The 15,139-nt window shown below is 64.6% G+C and carries 11 protein-coding genes and 1 pseudogene; 6 read left to right on the forward strand and 6 right to left on the reverse strand.

The annotated features are described in order from the left end of the window. Positions 1-89: 89 nt before the first annotated feature. Positions 90-515 (reverse strand): annotated as a pseudogene (locus tag PWM43_RS15420) (hypothetical protein); the annotation flags it as partial. An 807-nt stretch (positions 516-1,322) separates the two neighbouring features. Here PWM43_RS15420 and rlmN point away from each other — a divergent pair. The 4 genes from rlmN (at position 1,323) to PWM43_RS06460 (ending at position 4,935) form a co-directional block, all read left to right on the forward strand. Then, positions 1,323-2,561, forward strand: coding sequence for a 23S rRNA (adenine(2503)-C(2))-methyltransferase RlmN (gene rlmN / locus PWM43_RS06445; RefSeq protein WP_289841765.1), 1,239 nt, complete (start codon positions 1,323-1,325; stop codon positions 2,559-2,561). Between the two features lie 90 nt (positions 2,562-2,651). After that, a complete protein-coding gene (locus PWM43_RS06450; RefSeq protein ID WP_289841766.1) occupies positions 2,652-3,881 on the forward strand; it encodes an argininosuccinate synthase in 1,230 nt (409 codons plus the stop codon). Between the two features lie 89 nt (positions 3,882-3,970). Next, positions 3,971-4,465, forward strand: a complete 495-nt coding sequence (locus PWM43_RS06455; RefSeq protein WP_289841767.1) for an FKBP-type peptidyl-prolyl cis-trans isomerase — start codon at positions 3,971-3,973, stop codon at positions 4,463-4,465. Then, positions 4,462-4,935, forward strand: coding sequence for a c-type cytochrome (locus tag PWM43_RS06460; protein WP_289841768.1), 474 nt, complete (start codon positions 4,462-4,464; stop codon positions 4,933-4,935). The genes PWM43_RS06455 and PWM43_RS06460 overlap by 4 nt, the downstream gene beginning before the upstream one ends. A 55-nt stretch (positions 4,936-4,990) precedes the next feature. Here PWM43_RS06460 and PWM43_RS06465 read toward each other — a convergent pair whose 3' ends face one another. Together PWM43_RS06465 and trxA are read right to left on the reverse strand one after the other, a co-directional pair. Further along, positions 4,991-5,770, reverse strand: a complete 780-nt coding sequence (locus PWM43_RS06465) for an acetoin reductase (RefSeq protein WP_289841769.1) — start codon at positions 5,768-5,770, stop codon at positions 4,991-4,993. A 435-nt stretch (positions 5,771-6,205) separates the two neighbouring features. Beyond that, positions 6,206-6,532 carry a thioredoxin TrxA gene (gene trxA, locus PWM43_RS06470; protein ID WP_289841770.1) on the reverse strand — a complete coding sequence of 109 codons (327 nt, stop codon included), beginning with the start codon at positions 6,530-6,532 and terminating at the stop codon, positions 6,206-6,208. Between the two features lie 176 nt (positions 6,533-6,708). Between trxA and PWM43_RS06475 the strand changes: the two genes are divergently transcribed. Together PWM43_RS06475 and PWM43_RS06480 are read left to right on the forward strand one after the other, a co-directional pair. Continuing rightward, positions 6,709-7,605, forward strand: coding sequence for a VOC family protein (locus tag PWM43_RS06475; RefSeq protein ID WP_289841771.1), 897 nt, complete (start codon positions 6,709-6,711; stop codon positions 7,603-7,605). Beyond that, on the forward strand, positions 7,602-8,018 hold the full coding sequence (locus PWM43_RS06480) for a hypothetical protein (RefSeq protein WP_289841772.1): 417 nt from the start codon (positions 7,602-7,604) through the stop codon (positions 8,016-8,018). Before PWM43_RS06475 ends, PWM43_RS06480 begins: the two co-directional genes overlap by 4 nt. A gap of 106 nt (positions 8,019-8,124) precedes the next feature. Here the strand turns inward: PWM43_RS06480 and addA are convergent, their stop codons facing one another. From addA to tsaE, 3 genes are read right to left on the reverse strand one after another with little or no spacing between them, the layout of a single operon-like run. After that, positions 8,125-11,658, reverse strand: a complete 3,534-nt coding sequence (addA, locus tag PWM43_RS06485) for a double-strand break repair helicase AddA (protein WP_289841773.1) — start codon at positions 11,656-11,658, stop codon at positions 8,125-8,127. Continuing rightward, positions 11,655-14,651 carry a double-strand break repair protein AddB gene (addB, locus tag PWM43_RS06490; protein WP_289841774.1) on the reverse strand — a complete coding sequence of 999 codons (2,997 nt, stop codon included), beginning with the start codon at positions 14,649-14,651 and terminating at the stop codon, positions 11,655-11,657. The genes addA and addB overlap by 4 nt, the downstream gene beginning before the upstream one ends. Continuing rightward, entirely contained in the window at positions 14,648-15,133 is a 486-nt protein-coding gene (gene tsaE / locus PWM43_RS06495) for a tRNA (adenosine(37)-N6)-threonylcarbamoyltransferase complex ATPase subunit type 1 TsaE (protein ID WP_289841775.1), read from the reverse strand. The genes addB and tsaE overlap by 4 nt, the downstream gene beginning before the upstream one ends. Positions 15,134-15,139 lie beyond the last annotated feature (6 nt).

A 15,139-nucleotide genomic window follows, 5' to 3' on the forward strand; every position in this document is an offset into this window, starting at 1 on the left:
AGAGATACCTTCCTTCAACGATGGTATCCTGTGAATCACAATTTAACGCCTATGGGCACCCCCATGAGTCACATCCAAAACAATTTAGTATAAGCCTGACGCAGACGGAAAGCATAAGAGTTGCTCTCATAAGCGTCCGTCGTCGCGGCGCCCGCGCCAAAATCCGACTCGAACATGCCGGAAATCGTGGTTTCCGGATCGATGTTCCCACGCGCCATGAAAGACAGCCGACTGTATCGCGCGCTGCCCTCGAAATTTTTGGTATGGTAGCGGGGATCGTTCCTGAAAGGCATGTCCTGCCAGTAATTGAACGTTCCCGAGGCAACGTGGCGGTTTTCATAGACCGAGGCGCTGTCGATGAAGCCTCCGAGAATGAAAGTGACGGGACCGACACTGAAGACGCCATGATCGCCCAGTGCTCCCGTGGCCTGGGCGCCCGCGGTTTCTCGCGGATGGGGACCGACATTGTTGGACGCCAGACGCGCGATCGTATCTTCCACACGATGAGCCACGACGGCCATCTGGGCTGCCGGTCCGGTGTCAATGACACCGCCATTGGCGGCCGGACGGATTTCGTCGGCAAGCCCGACCGGTTGCGAAGGCGTGACGTTCGTCGGAACTGCGGGCGTCGGAACTGCGGCCGTCGGAGTCATGGCTGCGGGAACTGCGGCCCCGACCGTCGGCATGAGCGGAGCGGTGCTGGCCAGTTCCGTGTGCGGCGTCTTCGCAGCCGCCCGGCGCGTGCGCCCGTTTCCATGCGGAAGTTCGTTGCCCGACGACGGGGACGAGGCATTTTCACGTGCGACCTGCGCTTCCGGCTGACTATCCGGGGCTCGTGCCGAGGCAGGGATCCGATGACCGATGCGGCGTGAAATCTCGCCACGGATCACGGACATGTCGCGGTCAATAGCCTTCTGCTCTTCGTGAATGTGCTCCTGCGCCGACTGGAGACGTAGAAGTTCCTTTTCCATGCGGGCGACGACAGCGGCATCGTCTTCCGCGCGGGCGACCCCGATCCACCCGTTACCGACCCACCCGTTACCGATCCATTGGGTAAAACCGACGAGGATCGCAGCCGAAAGCAGCCATGTCTCACGCCTGGATGCCCGCTTCGTCCCCGTCACACGCTGCCGCACTCGCCAGACCTCGCTTCCCGCAATTAAAAACCCAACTGTTTCAAAGGATGTCAGTTGGTTATCACAGCTTTGTGCGTGATGGAGCAAGCAAACTGATTTTAAAAACCGATTTAAAATCGAGACCGTGCGAAACGGATCATTTATCTTGCGTTTGAGGTCCGGCCCTGTGCTAAGGCTCCGGCCGCCATGAACGTTTCCGCGCTCTCTCCCGCTTCCATCCGAAATCATCACTCTTCCGATCTGAACGCGGAAGAACGCGAGCGGATCCGCGCCAAATCCGCCCTTTTCGCACCGCCTTCCGCACAGTTGGAGGACGGTCGCCGCGATCTCGTGGGCCTGTCACGCGAGGAATTGACGGCGGAACTCGAAGCCATCGGCGAAAAAGCGTTCCGGGCTAAACAGGTATGGCACTGGCTTTATCATCAGGGTGTGACCGAATTTTCGCGCATGAGCAGCATCGCGAGGCCTCTGCAGGAAAAACTCGCGGAACGCTTCGTGATCGGACGCCCGTCGGTCTCGACCGAACAGACTTCGACGGACGATACGCGGAAATGGCTCTTTCGCTTTCGCGACGGTCAGGAGGCCGAGACCGTTTATATTCCGGATCGCCGTGAAGACCGCGGCGCCGTCTGCCTTTCGTCCCAGGTCGGCTGCACGCTGTCCTGCACCTTCTGCCATACCGGGACACAGAAGCTGGTGCGCAACCTCGGCTCGGCGGAAATCGTCGGCCAGTTCATGGCCGCACGCGATTCCTATGATGAGTGGCCCAGCCCCAAAGGCGACACGCCGCGCCTCCTCTCGACCATCGTGCTGATGGGCATGGGCGAGCCGCTCTATAATTACGACAACATCGCCAAGGCCATGAAGATCATCATGGACGGCGAAGGCATCGGCCTTTCACGCCGCCGCATCACGCTTTCGACCTCCGGCGTGGTTCCCATGATGGACCGTTGCGGCGAGGAACTCGGCATCAATCTGGCCGTCTCGCTGCACGCCGTTCGCGACGATCTGCGTGACGAGATCGTGCCGCTGAACCGGAAATATCCGATCGAAGCCGTGCTGGAGGCATGCCGCCGCTATCCTGCGGCCTCCAACGCGCGACGCATCACGTTTGAATACATCATGCTGCGTGGCGTGAACGACAGCGAGGCCGAAGCCCACGAGCTTGTCCGCCTCATCCGGGGCATCCCCGCCAAGGTGAACCTGATTCCGTTCAATCCGTGGCCCGGCTCGGATTTCCGCCCGTCCACCAGAGAACAGCTGGCCAAATTCGCGGCGATCATCATGGACGCCGGCTTCGCGTCGCCGATCCGCACGCCGCGCGGTCGGGATATCCTCGCCGCCTGCGGACAGCTCAAAACGGCGAGCGAGCGCCTGCGTCGCCGCGACCAGACGGAAGACGTGTTCCCGACATCTCCGGCCTGACCCTGTTCGCGTAAGCGGCGGGATGCTAGAGACGGGATGCTGGAAACGCGCCTCCGGCATGTTTATCGATTTGAAGAGGAATTCGGCCGGATGACCGCCCGAGACGTCAAAAAAGTTGTTCTCGCCTACTCGGGCGGGCTTGATACCTCCGTCATTCTGCGCTGGCTCCAGACCACGTATGGCTGTGAGGTCGTGACCTTCACCGCCGATCTCGGACAGGGTGAAGAACTCGAACCCGCCCGCAGGAAAGCGGAAATGTTCGGCGTCAAGGAGATCTTCGTCGAGGATCTGCGCGAGACGTTCGTCAAGGACTTCGTCTTTCCGATGTTCCGCGCCAACACCCTCTATGAGGGACAGTATCTTCTCGGCACGTCGATCGCGCGTCCCCTGATCGCCCAGCGTCAGATCGAGATCGCCGAGGCCGTCGGCGCTGACGCCGTCGCTCATGGCGCGACGGGCAAGGGCAACGATCAGGTCCGTTTCGAACTGGCCTATTACGCCCTGAAGCCCGATGTGAAGGTGATCGCGCCCTGGCGTGAATGGGATCTGACGTCGCGCACGAAACTGCTGGCTTTCGCCGAAGAGAACCAGATCCCCGTAACGAAGGACAAGCGCGGCGAGGCGCCCTTCTCGGTCGACGCCAATCTTCTGCACTCGTCGTCCGAAGGCAAGCTGCTCGAAGATCCGGCTATCGGGCCGGATGAAATCGTTTTCCAGCGTACGATTTCCCCCGAAGCCGCTCCGGACAAGGCGACCGAAATCACGATCGACTTCGCCCATGGCGATGCGGTCGCGATCAATGGCGTGACCCTCTCTCCGGCCACGATCCTGACGCGGCTCAACGAACTGGGCCGCGACAATGGTATCGGTCGCCTCGATCTCGTCGAAAACCGTTTTGTCGGCATGAAGTCGCGCGGCGTCTACGAGACGCCCGGCGGCACGATCCTGTTGCAGGCGCATCGCGCCATCGAGTCCATCACGCTGGATCGCGAGGCGATGCACCTCAAGGACAGCCTGATGCCGCGCTATGCCGAAGTGATCTATAACGGCTTCTGGTTCTCGCCCGAGCGCCGCATGTTGCAGGCGCTCATCGACACCAGCCAGGCATCGGTCACGGGTCGCGTGCGCCTCAAGCTCTACAAGGGCAACGTCATCTGCGTCGGGCGCGAAAGCCCGAACAGCCTCTACGATACCCGCGTCGTTACCTTCGAGGATGATGAGGGCGCCTACAACCAGCAGGACGCCCAGGGTTTCATTAAACTCAACGCTTTGCGCCTGCGTCTTGGCGCGCAGGTCGGACGGCGCGGCGGAGCCCTCTGAGGCCCGTCCCCCGTCGCGCGACCGGTTGCTTTTCCGCCTGGGAAGTCAACCGGTCGCCCTCTGCCCACCTCAAGATCGGACGGAGTTCCATGTCACGTTTCATCTCCCGCCTCACCGGCCTGTCGCTCTGCGCTTCCCTCCTCGTCCTCTCGGCCTGTGCCGGTGGCGAAAAGCCGGAAAAAGAACTGACTTCCGCCGAATATATGGCGAAGGTTCGCACGCAGCCCGGCGTCCAGTCGCTTCCTGACGGTCTGGCCTACAAGGTTCTGCAATCCGGCCCCAAGGACGGCGCTTCGCCCCATAAGGGGCAGATGATGATGATCATCTATGAAGGCCGCCTGCCGGACGGCTCGATTTTTGACAGTTCCGAAGAGCATGGGAACGGCGCGTATATGCAGATGCCCCTCGACGGTCTTGTGAAAGGCTGGATGGAGGGTCTGCCGATGATGCATGTCGGTGATACCTGGATGCTCTACGTTCCGGCCGAGCTGGGATATGGAAAGCGTTCCATGGGCATCATTCCGCCGAACAGCCCGCTGATCTTCAAGATCCGTCTGCTTGGCGTCGGCGGTCAGGAAGAGTGATCGCCTCGCGTCCCAGGACAGCAGCCCTGCTGAACGTTATCGTGGCGGGCGTTTTTCTCTCCGGTTGCGGCAGGGAAACGCCCGGGCGGAAGCTGTACGGGCCGAATTGCGGTATCTGCCATCATGGCGGCGACGGCCTTCCCGGCGAAATCCCGCCACTCGCGGGACGTCTGGACGTCATTGCCAGCACGCCGGAAGGGAAGCGCTATCTTGCGAATGTGCTTCTCAACGGTCTCGCCGGGCCGATCAAGGCCAAGGGAGAAGACTATGATTTCGGGATGCCTAGTTTCCGCCGCCTGACGGACGAACAGATCAGCCTGATCCTGAACTGGCTGATCTCGCGCGGGAAAACGTCACCTCTGCCGGTCATCACGCCGGAAGACATCGCGACGGCCCGCCGCGATAAGGGCGATCCGGAAAGCTCACACAAGGAACGTGTGGAACTGGACAAGCTCCACCCGATCCCCTGATCAAAAATCCTGTCCTGCAAACGATCAAGGCCCTTTGAAAGGGCCTCGTCTCTTCTCAACGGTAAACCAGGCCGCCATCGGTGATGATGGACTGACCCGTGATGTAATCGGAATCCGGGCTGGACAGGAACGCTACCAGCGCGGCGACATCTTCGGGCGTCTCCGCACGTCCGAGCGCGATTCCGTCGACAAACTTCTTGTAGGTTTCACCGACCGCGGCACCCGTCACTTCCGAGAAACGCTTGTCGATGGTCACCCACATATCCGTGCCCACGATACCGGGACAATAAGCATTCACCGTCACGCCTTCGCTGGCATATTCCTTGGCGGCGGCCTGCGTCAGGCCGCGCACGGCGAATTTCGTGGCCGAATAGGCGCCGAGCATGGCGAAACCGTCGTGACCGGCGATCGAGCAGGCGTTGATGATCTTGCCCTTCTGCTTGAGCGCCTTGAATTTCGCACCCGCGGCCTGAATGCCCCACAGGACGCCTTCGATATTGATCTTGAAGATGCGATCGACTTCTTCGGGCGTGATCTCCGCGATCGGCCCGATCAGCGCAATGCCCGCATTGTTGACGATGACGTCAAAGCCGCCGAGCGTTTCCGCAGCGTGATCGACCGCGGCGTAAACATCGTCGCGCTTGCTGACATCGGCCTTGAATGTGGTCGCCCGGCGACCCATTGCCGTGATTTCCTCGACGACCGAGTTGATCTTGGCTTCGTTCACATCCACTACGGCGATGTCGAACCCGGCTTCCGCCAGCCGCAACGCAATGGCCCGACCAATACCCTGACCACTCCCGGTCACCAATGCGACTTTTGTCTGCGACGCCATTATTCTTCTCCAATTCGTGAGCGTCGCACCATTCGTTTCTGTCGTGAATCGACACGACTCTCCACTACGCTGGGCGACGCAACCCGAGCCTATCACACGAAACGGAGAAGAAATCGCATCTCATATCTGTGAGATTTTTATCATATTGTTGTCGCAATATGGTAACTATCACACAATTCCTTGTGGTCGCGGGTGTGCCTCCTGATGCGGGATCCGAAACGTCCCTACCCGACACATTTCCGGCAGAAAAGGCGGTGTGACGATACGTCGAGGACCATGCGAAACGCTGTCACCGGGCTCCGGGCGAAGAGACCCGATCCTATGACCGTTGTGTTTGATGCGTGCAGGTCACGCTCCATGCACGCAATTTCCCGCCGCGCTGCGACTGAGCGGAGATCTCCTCTTCCCCGGCAAGAACCGGGGAAGAGGAAGCCTTCAGATCGAGGATTCGACCCAGGCGCGAAGCTGGCTCTTGGGCAACGCACCCGTCTTCTGCGCGACGGGCTTGCCGTCCTTGAAAACGATCAGGGTCGGAATGCCGCGCACGGCATAGCGTGTCGGCACTTCGGGATTCTCGTCGATATTGACCTTGGCGACGGTGACGCGTCCCTTGAACTCGGAGCCGATATCCTCGAGCGCCGGAGCGATCATCTTGCAGGGGCCGCACCATTCTGCCCAGAAATCAACAAGCACCGGACCTTCGGCCTTGAGAACGTCGTTTTCAAAGCTCTTGTCGGTAACAGCAACCGTGTTCGCGCTCATGAGTGACTCCAATTCATGAAAATAGATCGGGTGGAAACTGTCCACCGGCTCTATACTCATATCGCCAGTTCCGAAGGATGGTTCAAGACCGCGCGCCGATGCGCTCATGACATGCGCAGGTCCCGCGTCCTGAAGTCGCATGACTCTTTTCAAGAAACCACGCAGGAGGCTCAGCCGTGCCACGCAGTTTTCGATGGTTCCTTCTGTCAGCCGCCGCAGCGACATTTTTCGGAGCGCTGCCAGCGGGTAAAGCGATCGCCTCGCCCGCACCGCCGCTGACCTCACCGGCCACTCACCGGCATCTGCCGGGGAAGTTCGTCCTTTCGCAGCTGGTGACGCCCAATCTCGAAGCCTCCACGCGCTTCTATTCGGGACTGTTCGGATGGAGCATCCACAGGCTCGGCACACCCGAACGGCCACGCGCCGTCGCCTATAACGGCCGCGAAGTCGTCGCGCTTCTTGTCGAACACACGCTCTCAAACCCGGATCAGCCGCCATTCTGGTTCCCGTTTCTGTCGTCGAAGGACGCCGACACGACGACCGCGCAGAGCGCGATGCTCGGCGCGCGCGTCCATCTCGATGGCCGGAATCTTCCGGCACTGGGACGTGAAGCCATCGTGGTCGATCCTCGCGGCGCGACGTTCGGAGTCCTGACGGCCACGGCGGGAGATCCGGCGGACGGAGACGCGGTCGTGGGTTCATGGGTCTGGAGCGCGCTTCTGTCTTCCGACCCGGAAGGTGCGGCGAAATTCTACGGCAGTCTTTTCGGCTATCGCATCGAAACGCTCGATGAGCACCATTTTCTCGCCAGTTCCGGCGAGGTGGCGCGCGCGACGTTCAACGTCCTTCCCCCGCGCTTTCCCGCGGATGCGCCCGCGCGATGGGTGCGTTTCGTCCGCGTGCTCAGCGTCGGAGCGACGGCGGAGGACGCCGTCAAGCTGGGGGGACACATCGTCGTGCCGGCCCATCCGGATCGTGACGGCGTGATGATCGCGATCATCGCCGATCCCGCGGGCGCCGTGTTCGGCATCATGGAACTGCCCACCGATCTGCCACAGGGAGAAGCGAAGTGAAAGCTCGGAAAATCATGCGCTTCGCGGGCACCGCCACGATCATTCTCCTCCTTGGCGGCAGTCTGGTCGGGTGCGCGGACGGCTATTATGGTGACGGCTACTATGGCGGTGGCGGCGGTTATTACGGGTCTTACGGGAACGGCGGCTGGGGTCCCGGCTGGGGCGGTGGCTGGGGTCCCGGCTATGCGGTCGGCCCGCGCTGGCGCGGACGGCCCGGTGGTGATTGGGGTAGACGTCCCGGCGACTGGCACGGCCGCCCGGGCGGCGGAAATGGCCGTCCCGGCGGAGGTTCCTGGGGCGGTCCCGGAGGGGGCGGACATGGCGGTGGACCGGGCGGCGGTCCCGGAGGCGGGAGACCAGGCGGCGGAGGGCCGGGAGGCGGCCATCCCGACGGCGGACACGGCCATCACTGATCTCCCGCTCCGCCGGCCGGTCTGAATGGCGGAGCGGCTTCACCGGGAACTGACCCTGCGGGGACTGGTTTCCGGCACGAAGGATGCTCCTCCACCTCGGGGGATTTCAGGCGCCCTCTGATGCCTCCGAGATAAGATCGTCCTCCGGCAGCGGGGTCACCAGAGGGCCTTCCGTCCAGACAAGAGCACATCGGATCGCGTGATTCGGATAAATCTGCCGCATGACGGCCGCGTAGGCCGCCATCTGACGACGATAGGTGACCGGCACGGCCTTGCCGTCGCGAGGCGGATTCTGGTTCGTCTTGTAATCCGCGATATAAACCGTCCGTTCCGCGACACACAGGCGATCCACCTGCCCGACGACGACCTGACCGCCGACAATACCCGTTATGGCCTGTTCGGCCCGGCTGCCTTCAGCGAAGAGCGGTCGTAATGCGGGCGCCTCCATGATGGCCATCACCTGATCGGAAAGACGTGCCGCATCCGGGGCGCTCAGTCCGTGGGCCGGGCGTGAAAGCCACTCACGCGCCAGTTCCCTCCGGGCGGAGGAAGGGTAGTCGGGCAGGAATTGCAGCAGCCGATGAACCAGCGTCCCGCGACGCAACGCCGTTTCACGCGGCCCCGCCAGCGCCACCAGCGGAGAGCGGGCGGGCGGTATGCTGCCGAACGCCACCCCATCCGGACGGCTCGGCGCGAGAGGCCGGGTGAGAGGCGCTTCCTGTTCCGGCGCGATCGCCTGCCAGTCGGGCGCCTGTCCGAACATCCCGGGCAGCGGCGAAGCCGAGGCGACCTCATGGCGACGGGCCGGAGCGGAAGGAGCGGAAACGGAGGCCTCGATCCGGAAGGCATCCCCGTCCCATGGTCCTCCGAAAGCCTCGGGCGAGACACTCAACGCCGTGAAGCCGCTTCGACACAACGCATACCAGCTGGAGTCCGACAGCGCGCGTCCGCTCTCCCAACCGCAGACGACCAGCCAGTCGCTGGCCCTGGTCAGCGCGACGTATAACAGGCGGTTCCGCTCGGCGCGTTCGGCTTCCTTCTCCGCATCCGCCAGACGTTCGGTCAGAGCGCAGCCGAGATTTTTCCCCGGCGACCACACCGGCCATGCCACGCCGTCCTTTTCCGCCCAGAGGAGACGCGCGTCATGCCGTGGCGGGCTGGTCGTATCGGGGAGGATCACCAGCCTCGACTGCAATCCCTTTGCGCCATGCACGGTCATGATCCGCACGGCGTCCGCGCTGGCTTCCGGCTCACGTTTTACGCTGGCGTCGCTGGCTTTCAGCCAGTGCAGGAAGCCCTGCATCGACGGCGGATGAAGCGCTTCGTAACGCAGAGCGGCCGCCAGCAGGTCGTCCATCGGCTCGGCGGCTTCCGCGCCCAGTCTGCGCAGCAGCCGCGCCCGACCACCATGACGCCCCAGCGCATCGGCAATGATCTGGTAGGGGGTGGCGAAATCGATGCGCCGCTGAAGCGCGGCCAGCATGGCCCATGCGCCCCGCCACTCCGGCTGCTCGGCGTGGCGATCCCTCAGGACGGACCACAGGGGCTGTTCGCCGCGTTCCATGGCCAGAGCCATGAGGCTGTCATCCGTGAGGCCACCCAGCGGCGAGGTCAGCACGCAGGCCAGCATCAGATCGTCCTGCGGCAGCAGCAGGACCTCACACAGCGCCATCAGGTCCTGCACGGCCAGCTGGTCCGTCAGGCCGACGCGCACCAGCGTCGCGACTTCGACGCCATGTCCTTTCAGCCCACGAATGAGCGCGCGGAGAAAAGGCGAGCGCCTGGGCACGAGGATGAGCACATCGCCCGCCCGCAAGGGCGGCTGCCCGGGCTGCGGCGCCTTGCCGATCTGGGCGGCGATCCAGCGGGCGAGTTCTTCCGCGAGCCTCTGGGGCGCTGAGCTTCGCGCCGCCCGCCCTCCGGTGGCAGGCCATGGGGCGGCCTGCCATGGATCGGCGGTTTCTTCCTTTTCGCCACGCGGCGCGAGGGGCCAGAGTTCGACGCGTCCGCCCTCTCCCGCGCGCGCCGAAACATGACGCGGCAAAACCTCCTGCGTTCCAGCGGCGCGCAATCCATGCGCCGCCTTGTCCTGCGCGAAAACCGCGTCCACCAGTTCCAGAACGGGGGGCACGGAACGAAAGGACACGTTCAGACCCGGATCGCGCCAGAACTGACCGGACTCGCGCACCATCGCGGCAAATCGCGTCCGCCAGTGATGGAATCCCTCCGGGTCCGCGCCCTGAAACGCATAGATCGACTGCTTGAAATCCCCGACGGCGAAAACGGTGCGCGGACGTCCGTTCTCGTCATGAGCGCCTTCTCCCGCGAAGAACTCGCTCGTCAGGGCACCCGCGATTTCCCATTGCGCGCGCGAGGTATCCTGAACCTCGTCAAGCAGCAGATGGTCGATCCCGCCATCGAGTTTATAGAGCACCCAGGCCGCGCCAGGGTCTCGGAGAAGATCGCGGGTCGAGGCGATCAGATCGTCATAATCGACGAGGCCTCGCGCCGCCTTGTCGCGCGCATAGCGGGCGAGTGTCGGCGTGGCGAGGGCGAACAGCGCCAGATTGAGGTCCAGAAGACGACGCGTGGCGATCGCGGCCTCCAGATCGATGATGCGCCGTGCTTCATCCGTTATGGTCTGCATGATGCCCGGATCAAGCTTGTCGGCGGCGGCCCGCACGAAAGCGCGCGCGGTTCGCGGCGTCCCCTTATCCGTCAGGAGGCGCGCGCGCCAGGCATCGGCAGAACGCGTATCCGGGGTTTGCGCCAGCCATGACAGCATGGCGCCGACATGGGCCTGCATGGTGTCGGAACCCTGCGCCAGCGCGCTCCGCAGCTTCTCGACCAGCACAGGCTCGTCGGGTGGCCGGACCCATTGATGCTCAAGGGCGGCAACATCTTCGCTCCCGGCCCCCAGCAGCTCCGCGTAAAGCGCGCGCACCTGCCCGGGCTGCGTCTCCCATCGCCTGAAAAGAGGGCCAAGCCGCTCGACCCTGCCGCTGAGCGCCCGGACACGCAGAAGATACTCGTCGAGCCCCACCTGCCCTGCGAGGAGATCCAGACTTGCGGACAACCGTGGTTCCACCAGGGCTTCGCCCAGCGTCTGCTCGATCGCCACGCTCAAAGCCAGCGTGGCGTCCGTTTCCTCGAGAAGGGTGAAATGCGGGTTGACCGAGGCTTCCAGCGGGAAACGCCGCAGGAGAGACTGGCAGAAGGCATGGATCGTGCCGATTTTCATCCCGCCCGGCAGATCCAGCACGCGCACGAACAGCGATCGCGCCGCATGACGCGTCTGGGCCGTGGCGGGCACATCCAGACCGCGCAGTTCCGCGTCGAGCGCCGCATCCGCCAGCGAGACCCACTGGCCAAGCCGGGTTTGCAGACGGTTCGACATTTCCGCCGCCGCCGCCTTGGTGAAGGTGAGGCACTGGATGCGGGACGGATCGCTGCCCGGCAGCAGCACGCGCGCGCCGGTTTCGGGATCGACGCCCCAGACGGGCAGCATAAGGCGCAGCAGCCGGTCGATCAGGAGCTTCGTCTTGCCGCTCCCGGCGGAGGCCGACACGAAGGCCGAAACCAGCGGATCGGACGCCTCGTTCTGCGTGCGTCCGGCCTGGATGATCGCGCTTTCGCTCATTCGTCGGCCTCTCCGCGCGCCACGCTCCATTCGGGCACCCTGGCGAGCAGGGCGTAATCCGTGAAGCGCGGCTCATGATCGGGGTGGGGATGGGAAAGATAGGGCGTCTCGGGCCGATCGAAGATATCGATCCGGCGGCGCAGCTTCACGAGCGCCTCGTCCACCAGTTCAGCCAGCGCCTCCCCCTCGCCGCCGACAGCGCGCTCCTCGCCGCGATCCCGGTCCCCGGTCAGACGCCAGTATAACAATGCGACCGCGCGGGCGGCGGGCACGGGCGCGAAGGCGCCCTGACCCAGCATGGCCGCCTCCAGCACGAGCTGCGCGCTCCACCCGCTCAGCACGTCTTTCAGGGCGGGCAGCGTCCCGGTCTTGTAGTCGATGATCGTGGCCATGCCCTCGGCGTCGATTTCGATCCGGTCCGCGCGTGCGATCAGGGAAAACGCGCCCGCCTCCGCCGTGACGACCAGCTTTCCGCGCGCCTCGGTCGCGAGATGCACAGGCCGGGCGCGACGGCTTTCCTGCTCGCTCACCCACTCGGCAATGCGCTGAAGACGCGGACGCCACCATGCCTCGAGCGCGACGCGCAGCTTGCGTTCGCTCATCGCCCCTTCGAAATCGGATTGGAGATGCGCGCTGTCCAGCACGCCGCGCCTGAGCCAGCGATCCAGTCCGTCATGGACGATCATGCCGATATCGGACCGGTCGGCGGATTCCTCCAGGGCTGGCAGGGCGGAAAGACCCAGAACATGGCGCGCATAGATGGCATAAGGATCGCGCAGCCATGTTTCGATCTCCGTCACGGCCATGCGGCGCGGGCGGAGCCGGACCGGCGGACGCGGCGCGGGGGGCTGTACCGGACTGGGCGGTCCGCCGGGCTGATCGAGCTGGCCCTGCCAGAACATGGCGGGATGCGGCGCGATCTTCTGTCCCTGCCCGCCCAGCAAAGCCTGCAATCGCACGAGCCAGCGCGCGGGCACGGCGGGTGCTCCCTCCCGGCGCGCGGGGTTCGAGAGCACGACATCCGGCGCACAGAGCATGGCCGTCACGAAATCATGCGCCGCGACGCCGATCTGACGCTCTGGAGAGGGCAAGCCGATCCGACGCCGCATCGGACGGCTCATCCATGGCCCCGGATCGCTGGCTGGCGGCCAGATCCCCTCGTTCAGCCCCCCGAGCACGAGCAGATCGACAGAAACCAGCCGCGCTTCCAGCACGCCGAGAATCGAGACGCGCCTGTGTACCGCCTCGCCATCACGCCCTTGCAGCACGCGCTGGCCGAACACCATCTCGCCCGCGAAAGCCGAAAGCAGGAATCCCGGAAGCTGGGTGATATCCTGATCCGGCAGAAGCCCCGTATGGGCGATCAGTCCGCCGACGAGGCGCGAGAGCGCGTGACCCTCCGCGCCGCTCCAGAGACGGTCCGCCCCGTCATGCTCCGTCCCGTCGGACTCGGTCACGCATGCGAGATTTTCCGCCGCCCGCACGAGCGCCGTCAGGAGTTCCGGCAAAGTTGCGCGCCCGCATTCCGCCAGCGGCGCCAGAGCCTCGGACAGCCGGGTCAGGAATGTTTCGAGTTCCTCGGGCTGGTCCGGACGGTCCGCCGTCTCGGAACCGGGGCGGTCCACGCTGCGATGTCGCGTACCCAGCGCGGCGCGAAGCCCCTCGATTCCGGGTTGCGGCGCGGGTCCGCGCAGAACGGCGCGTTCGAGACGCCGGGCGCTGGCGCGGCAGTTGCCCGGCGTCATCCCCAGCGCGGTCAGAGGATGTTTGAGCAGCGCCAGCAGCGCGACGGGCGACAGTCCGGTCGAGGCGGCCTCCGCCAGCAGACGCAGAAACACGGCCGGAGGCGTCAGTGAGAGCGCTTCGCCCGCGCTGTCATCCGCGACAACGCCGAAACGCAGCAATTCGGTGGCGACGCGCCGGGCAAGGCCTCGATCCGGCGTGACGAGCGCGACGTCGCGACCGCTTTCGCGGATGCCGTCACGCAGAATCATGGCGATCGCGGCGGCTTCCTGCTGCTGATCCGTCGCCTCGATGCGCCACAATCCGTCGAGTGCAATGGGTTCGTGCCGCTGCCCCCAGGCCGCCAGACCTTCGGCTGGGAGCATGGCGAGCGACGCCAGTTCGATCCGCGACGCGGGAACGGCCCGCCGCGCCTGCGTCTCCCACACCACGAGGTCGCCGCGCGTCGCGCCCATCGCGTGGAGCAGACGGCGGGGGGCGGCCTGGGGATGGCTGTCCGGAAGCACGTCCCACAGGGCCTCGGAAAGAGACAGATCGACGCCCGGGAGCACGACCTGACCGGAAGGCACGCTGGCGACCGCCTTGAGAAGCTCGCCGACCCCGCCAAGATCATCGGTGAACCCGACGGCCCATACCGGCTCTTCCGGTGGTCTTTCCTGCCAGAGGCGGGCCTGGATCTTCAAAACTTTCACGGCGCGGGCGACCGGATTGGACAGGCCCTGACCGGCCAGCCAAAGGGGCCACGCCTCTGTCACGATCTTCAGGAAGGTGAGCGTCTGGCTCCAGTGTTCGGCGAAACGCTCGTCGGCGGCATCGGGCAGCGCGACGGCCAGATCGACGCCCGCGCGTTCCGCATCGTCCATCAACTCCGCCAGGGCGCGCGCGAGCGGCCAGGCCTGATCGACGGTCGGCGCGGTGCTGAACGCGCCGTCAGCCTTCAGCACCAGCATCGCCAGAACGGAAAGACGCAGCACCGGATCGACAGCGGGGACGAGATCCAGGGCCGCGTGATCGGCGAAGGCCGCGACCTCGTCTTCGATGTCTCCGATCGGCACGATGCGCGGCAGCAGCGCGGCTTCGCCATCGAGACAGCGCAGGAAAGCCTCCATGAGGGCGCGCGCGGCCCGTCGGCCCGGAACGAGGATCAGACCCGCGCCGCCCGCGTCTCGGCCCAGGCCCCATGTTTCCACCCAGCGCTGGGCAATGCCATCGAGGAAGGGCCGACCGGGCGCGACCGTGGCGAGTTTCACAGCCGCTCGTCCCAGCCTTCGATGCGCGCGATACGGGCGTCGTCATGCGGCCCCTCGCCCAGCGTCAGACGCAGGGCGTCCGGCGGCATTTCGTCGCCCGCCCGCTCGGGCCACTCGACGAGCATGATGCCATTGTGCAGCGCATCCCATCCGAGTTCGTGCAGACTCTCGGGTCCATCGAGCCGCCAGAGGTCAAAATGCGCGACCTCGCCTCTGGGAGTGTCGTAAATCTGCACGAGCGAGAATGTCGGGCTGGGGACTTCCAGAGTGGGATCTTCCGCCAGCGCGCGCAGGAAAGCCCGCGCAAACACGCTTTTTCCAGCCCCGAGATCTCCGCTCAGGGCGATCGCGTCTCCCGGTCCCGCCATGCCCGCGATCCTGCGGGCCAGATCTTCGGTCTGGCTCTGGCTGGCCAGCAGGACTTCGCGTGCGCTCATGGGAGCGAGTGTGGGACGTGGCTCGCGGCGACGCAAGATCCGCATGAACGC

The organism is Brytella acorum, assembly GCF_029309905.1.
GTDB lineage: Bacteria > Pseudomonadota > Alphaproteobacteria > Acetobacterales > Acetobacteraceae > Brytella > Brytella acorum.

What these genes read in the sequence shown, in the direction of transcription:
- trxA (WP_289841770.1), bottom strand. Translation starts at nt 6,532, where the DNA reads ATGAGCGCGAACACGGTTGCTGTTACCGACAAGAGCTTTGAAAACGAC.
- rlmN (WP_289841765.1), top strand. Translation starts at nt 1,323, where the DNA reads ATGAACGTTTCCGCGCTCTCTCCCGCTTCCATCCGAAATCATCACTCT.
- PWM43_RS06450 (WP_289841766.1), top strand. Translation starts at nt 2,652, where the DNA reads ATGACCGCCCGAGACGTCAAAAAAGTTGTTCTCGCCTACTCGGGCGGG.
- PWM43_RS06455 (WP_289841767.1), top strand. Translation starts at nt 3,971, where the DNA reads ATGTCACGTTTCATCTCCCGCCTCACCGGCCTGTCGCTCTGCGCTTCC.
- PWM43_RS06465 (WP_289841769.1), bottom strand. Translation starts at nt 5,770, where the DNA reads ATGGCGTCGCAGACAAAAGTCGCATTGGTGACCGGGAGTGGTCAGGGT.
- addA (WP_289841773.1), bottom strand. Translation starts at nt 11,658, where the DNA reads ATGAGCGAAAGCGCGATCATCCAGGCCGGACGCACGCAGAACGAGGCG.
- tsaE (WP_289841775.1), bottom strand. Translation starts at nt 15,133, where the DNA reads ATGCGGATCTTGCGTCGCCGCGAGCCACGTCCCACACTCGCTCCCATG.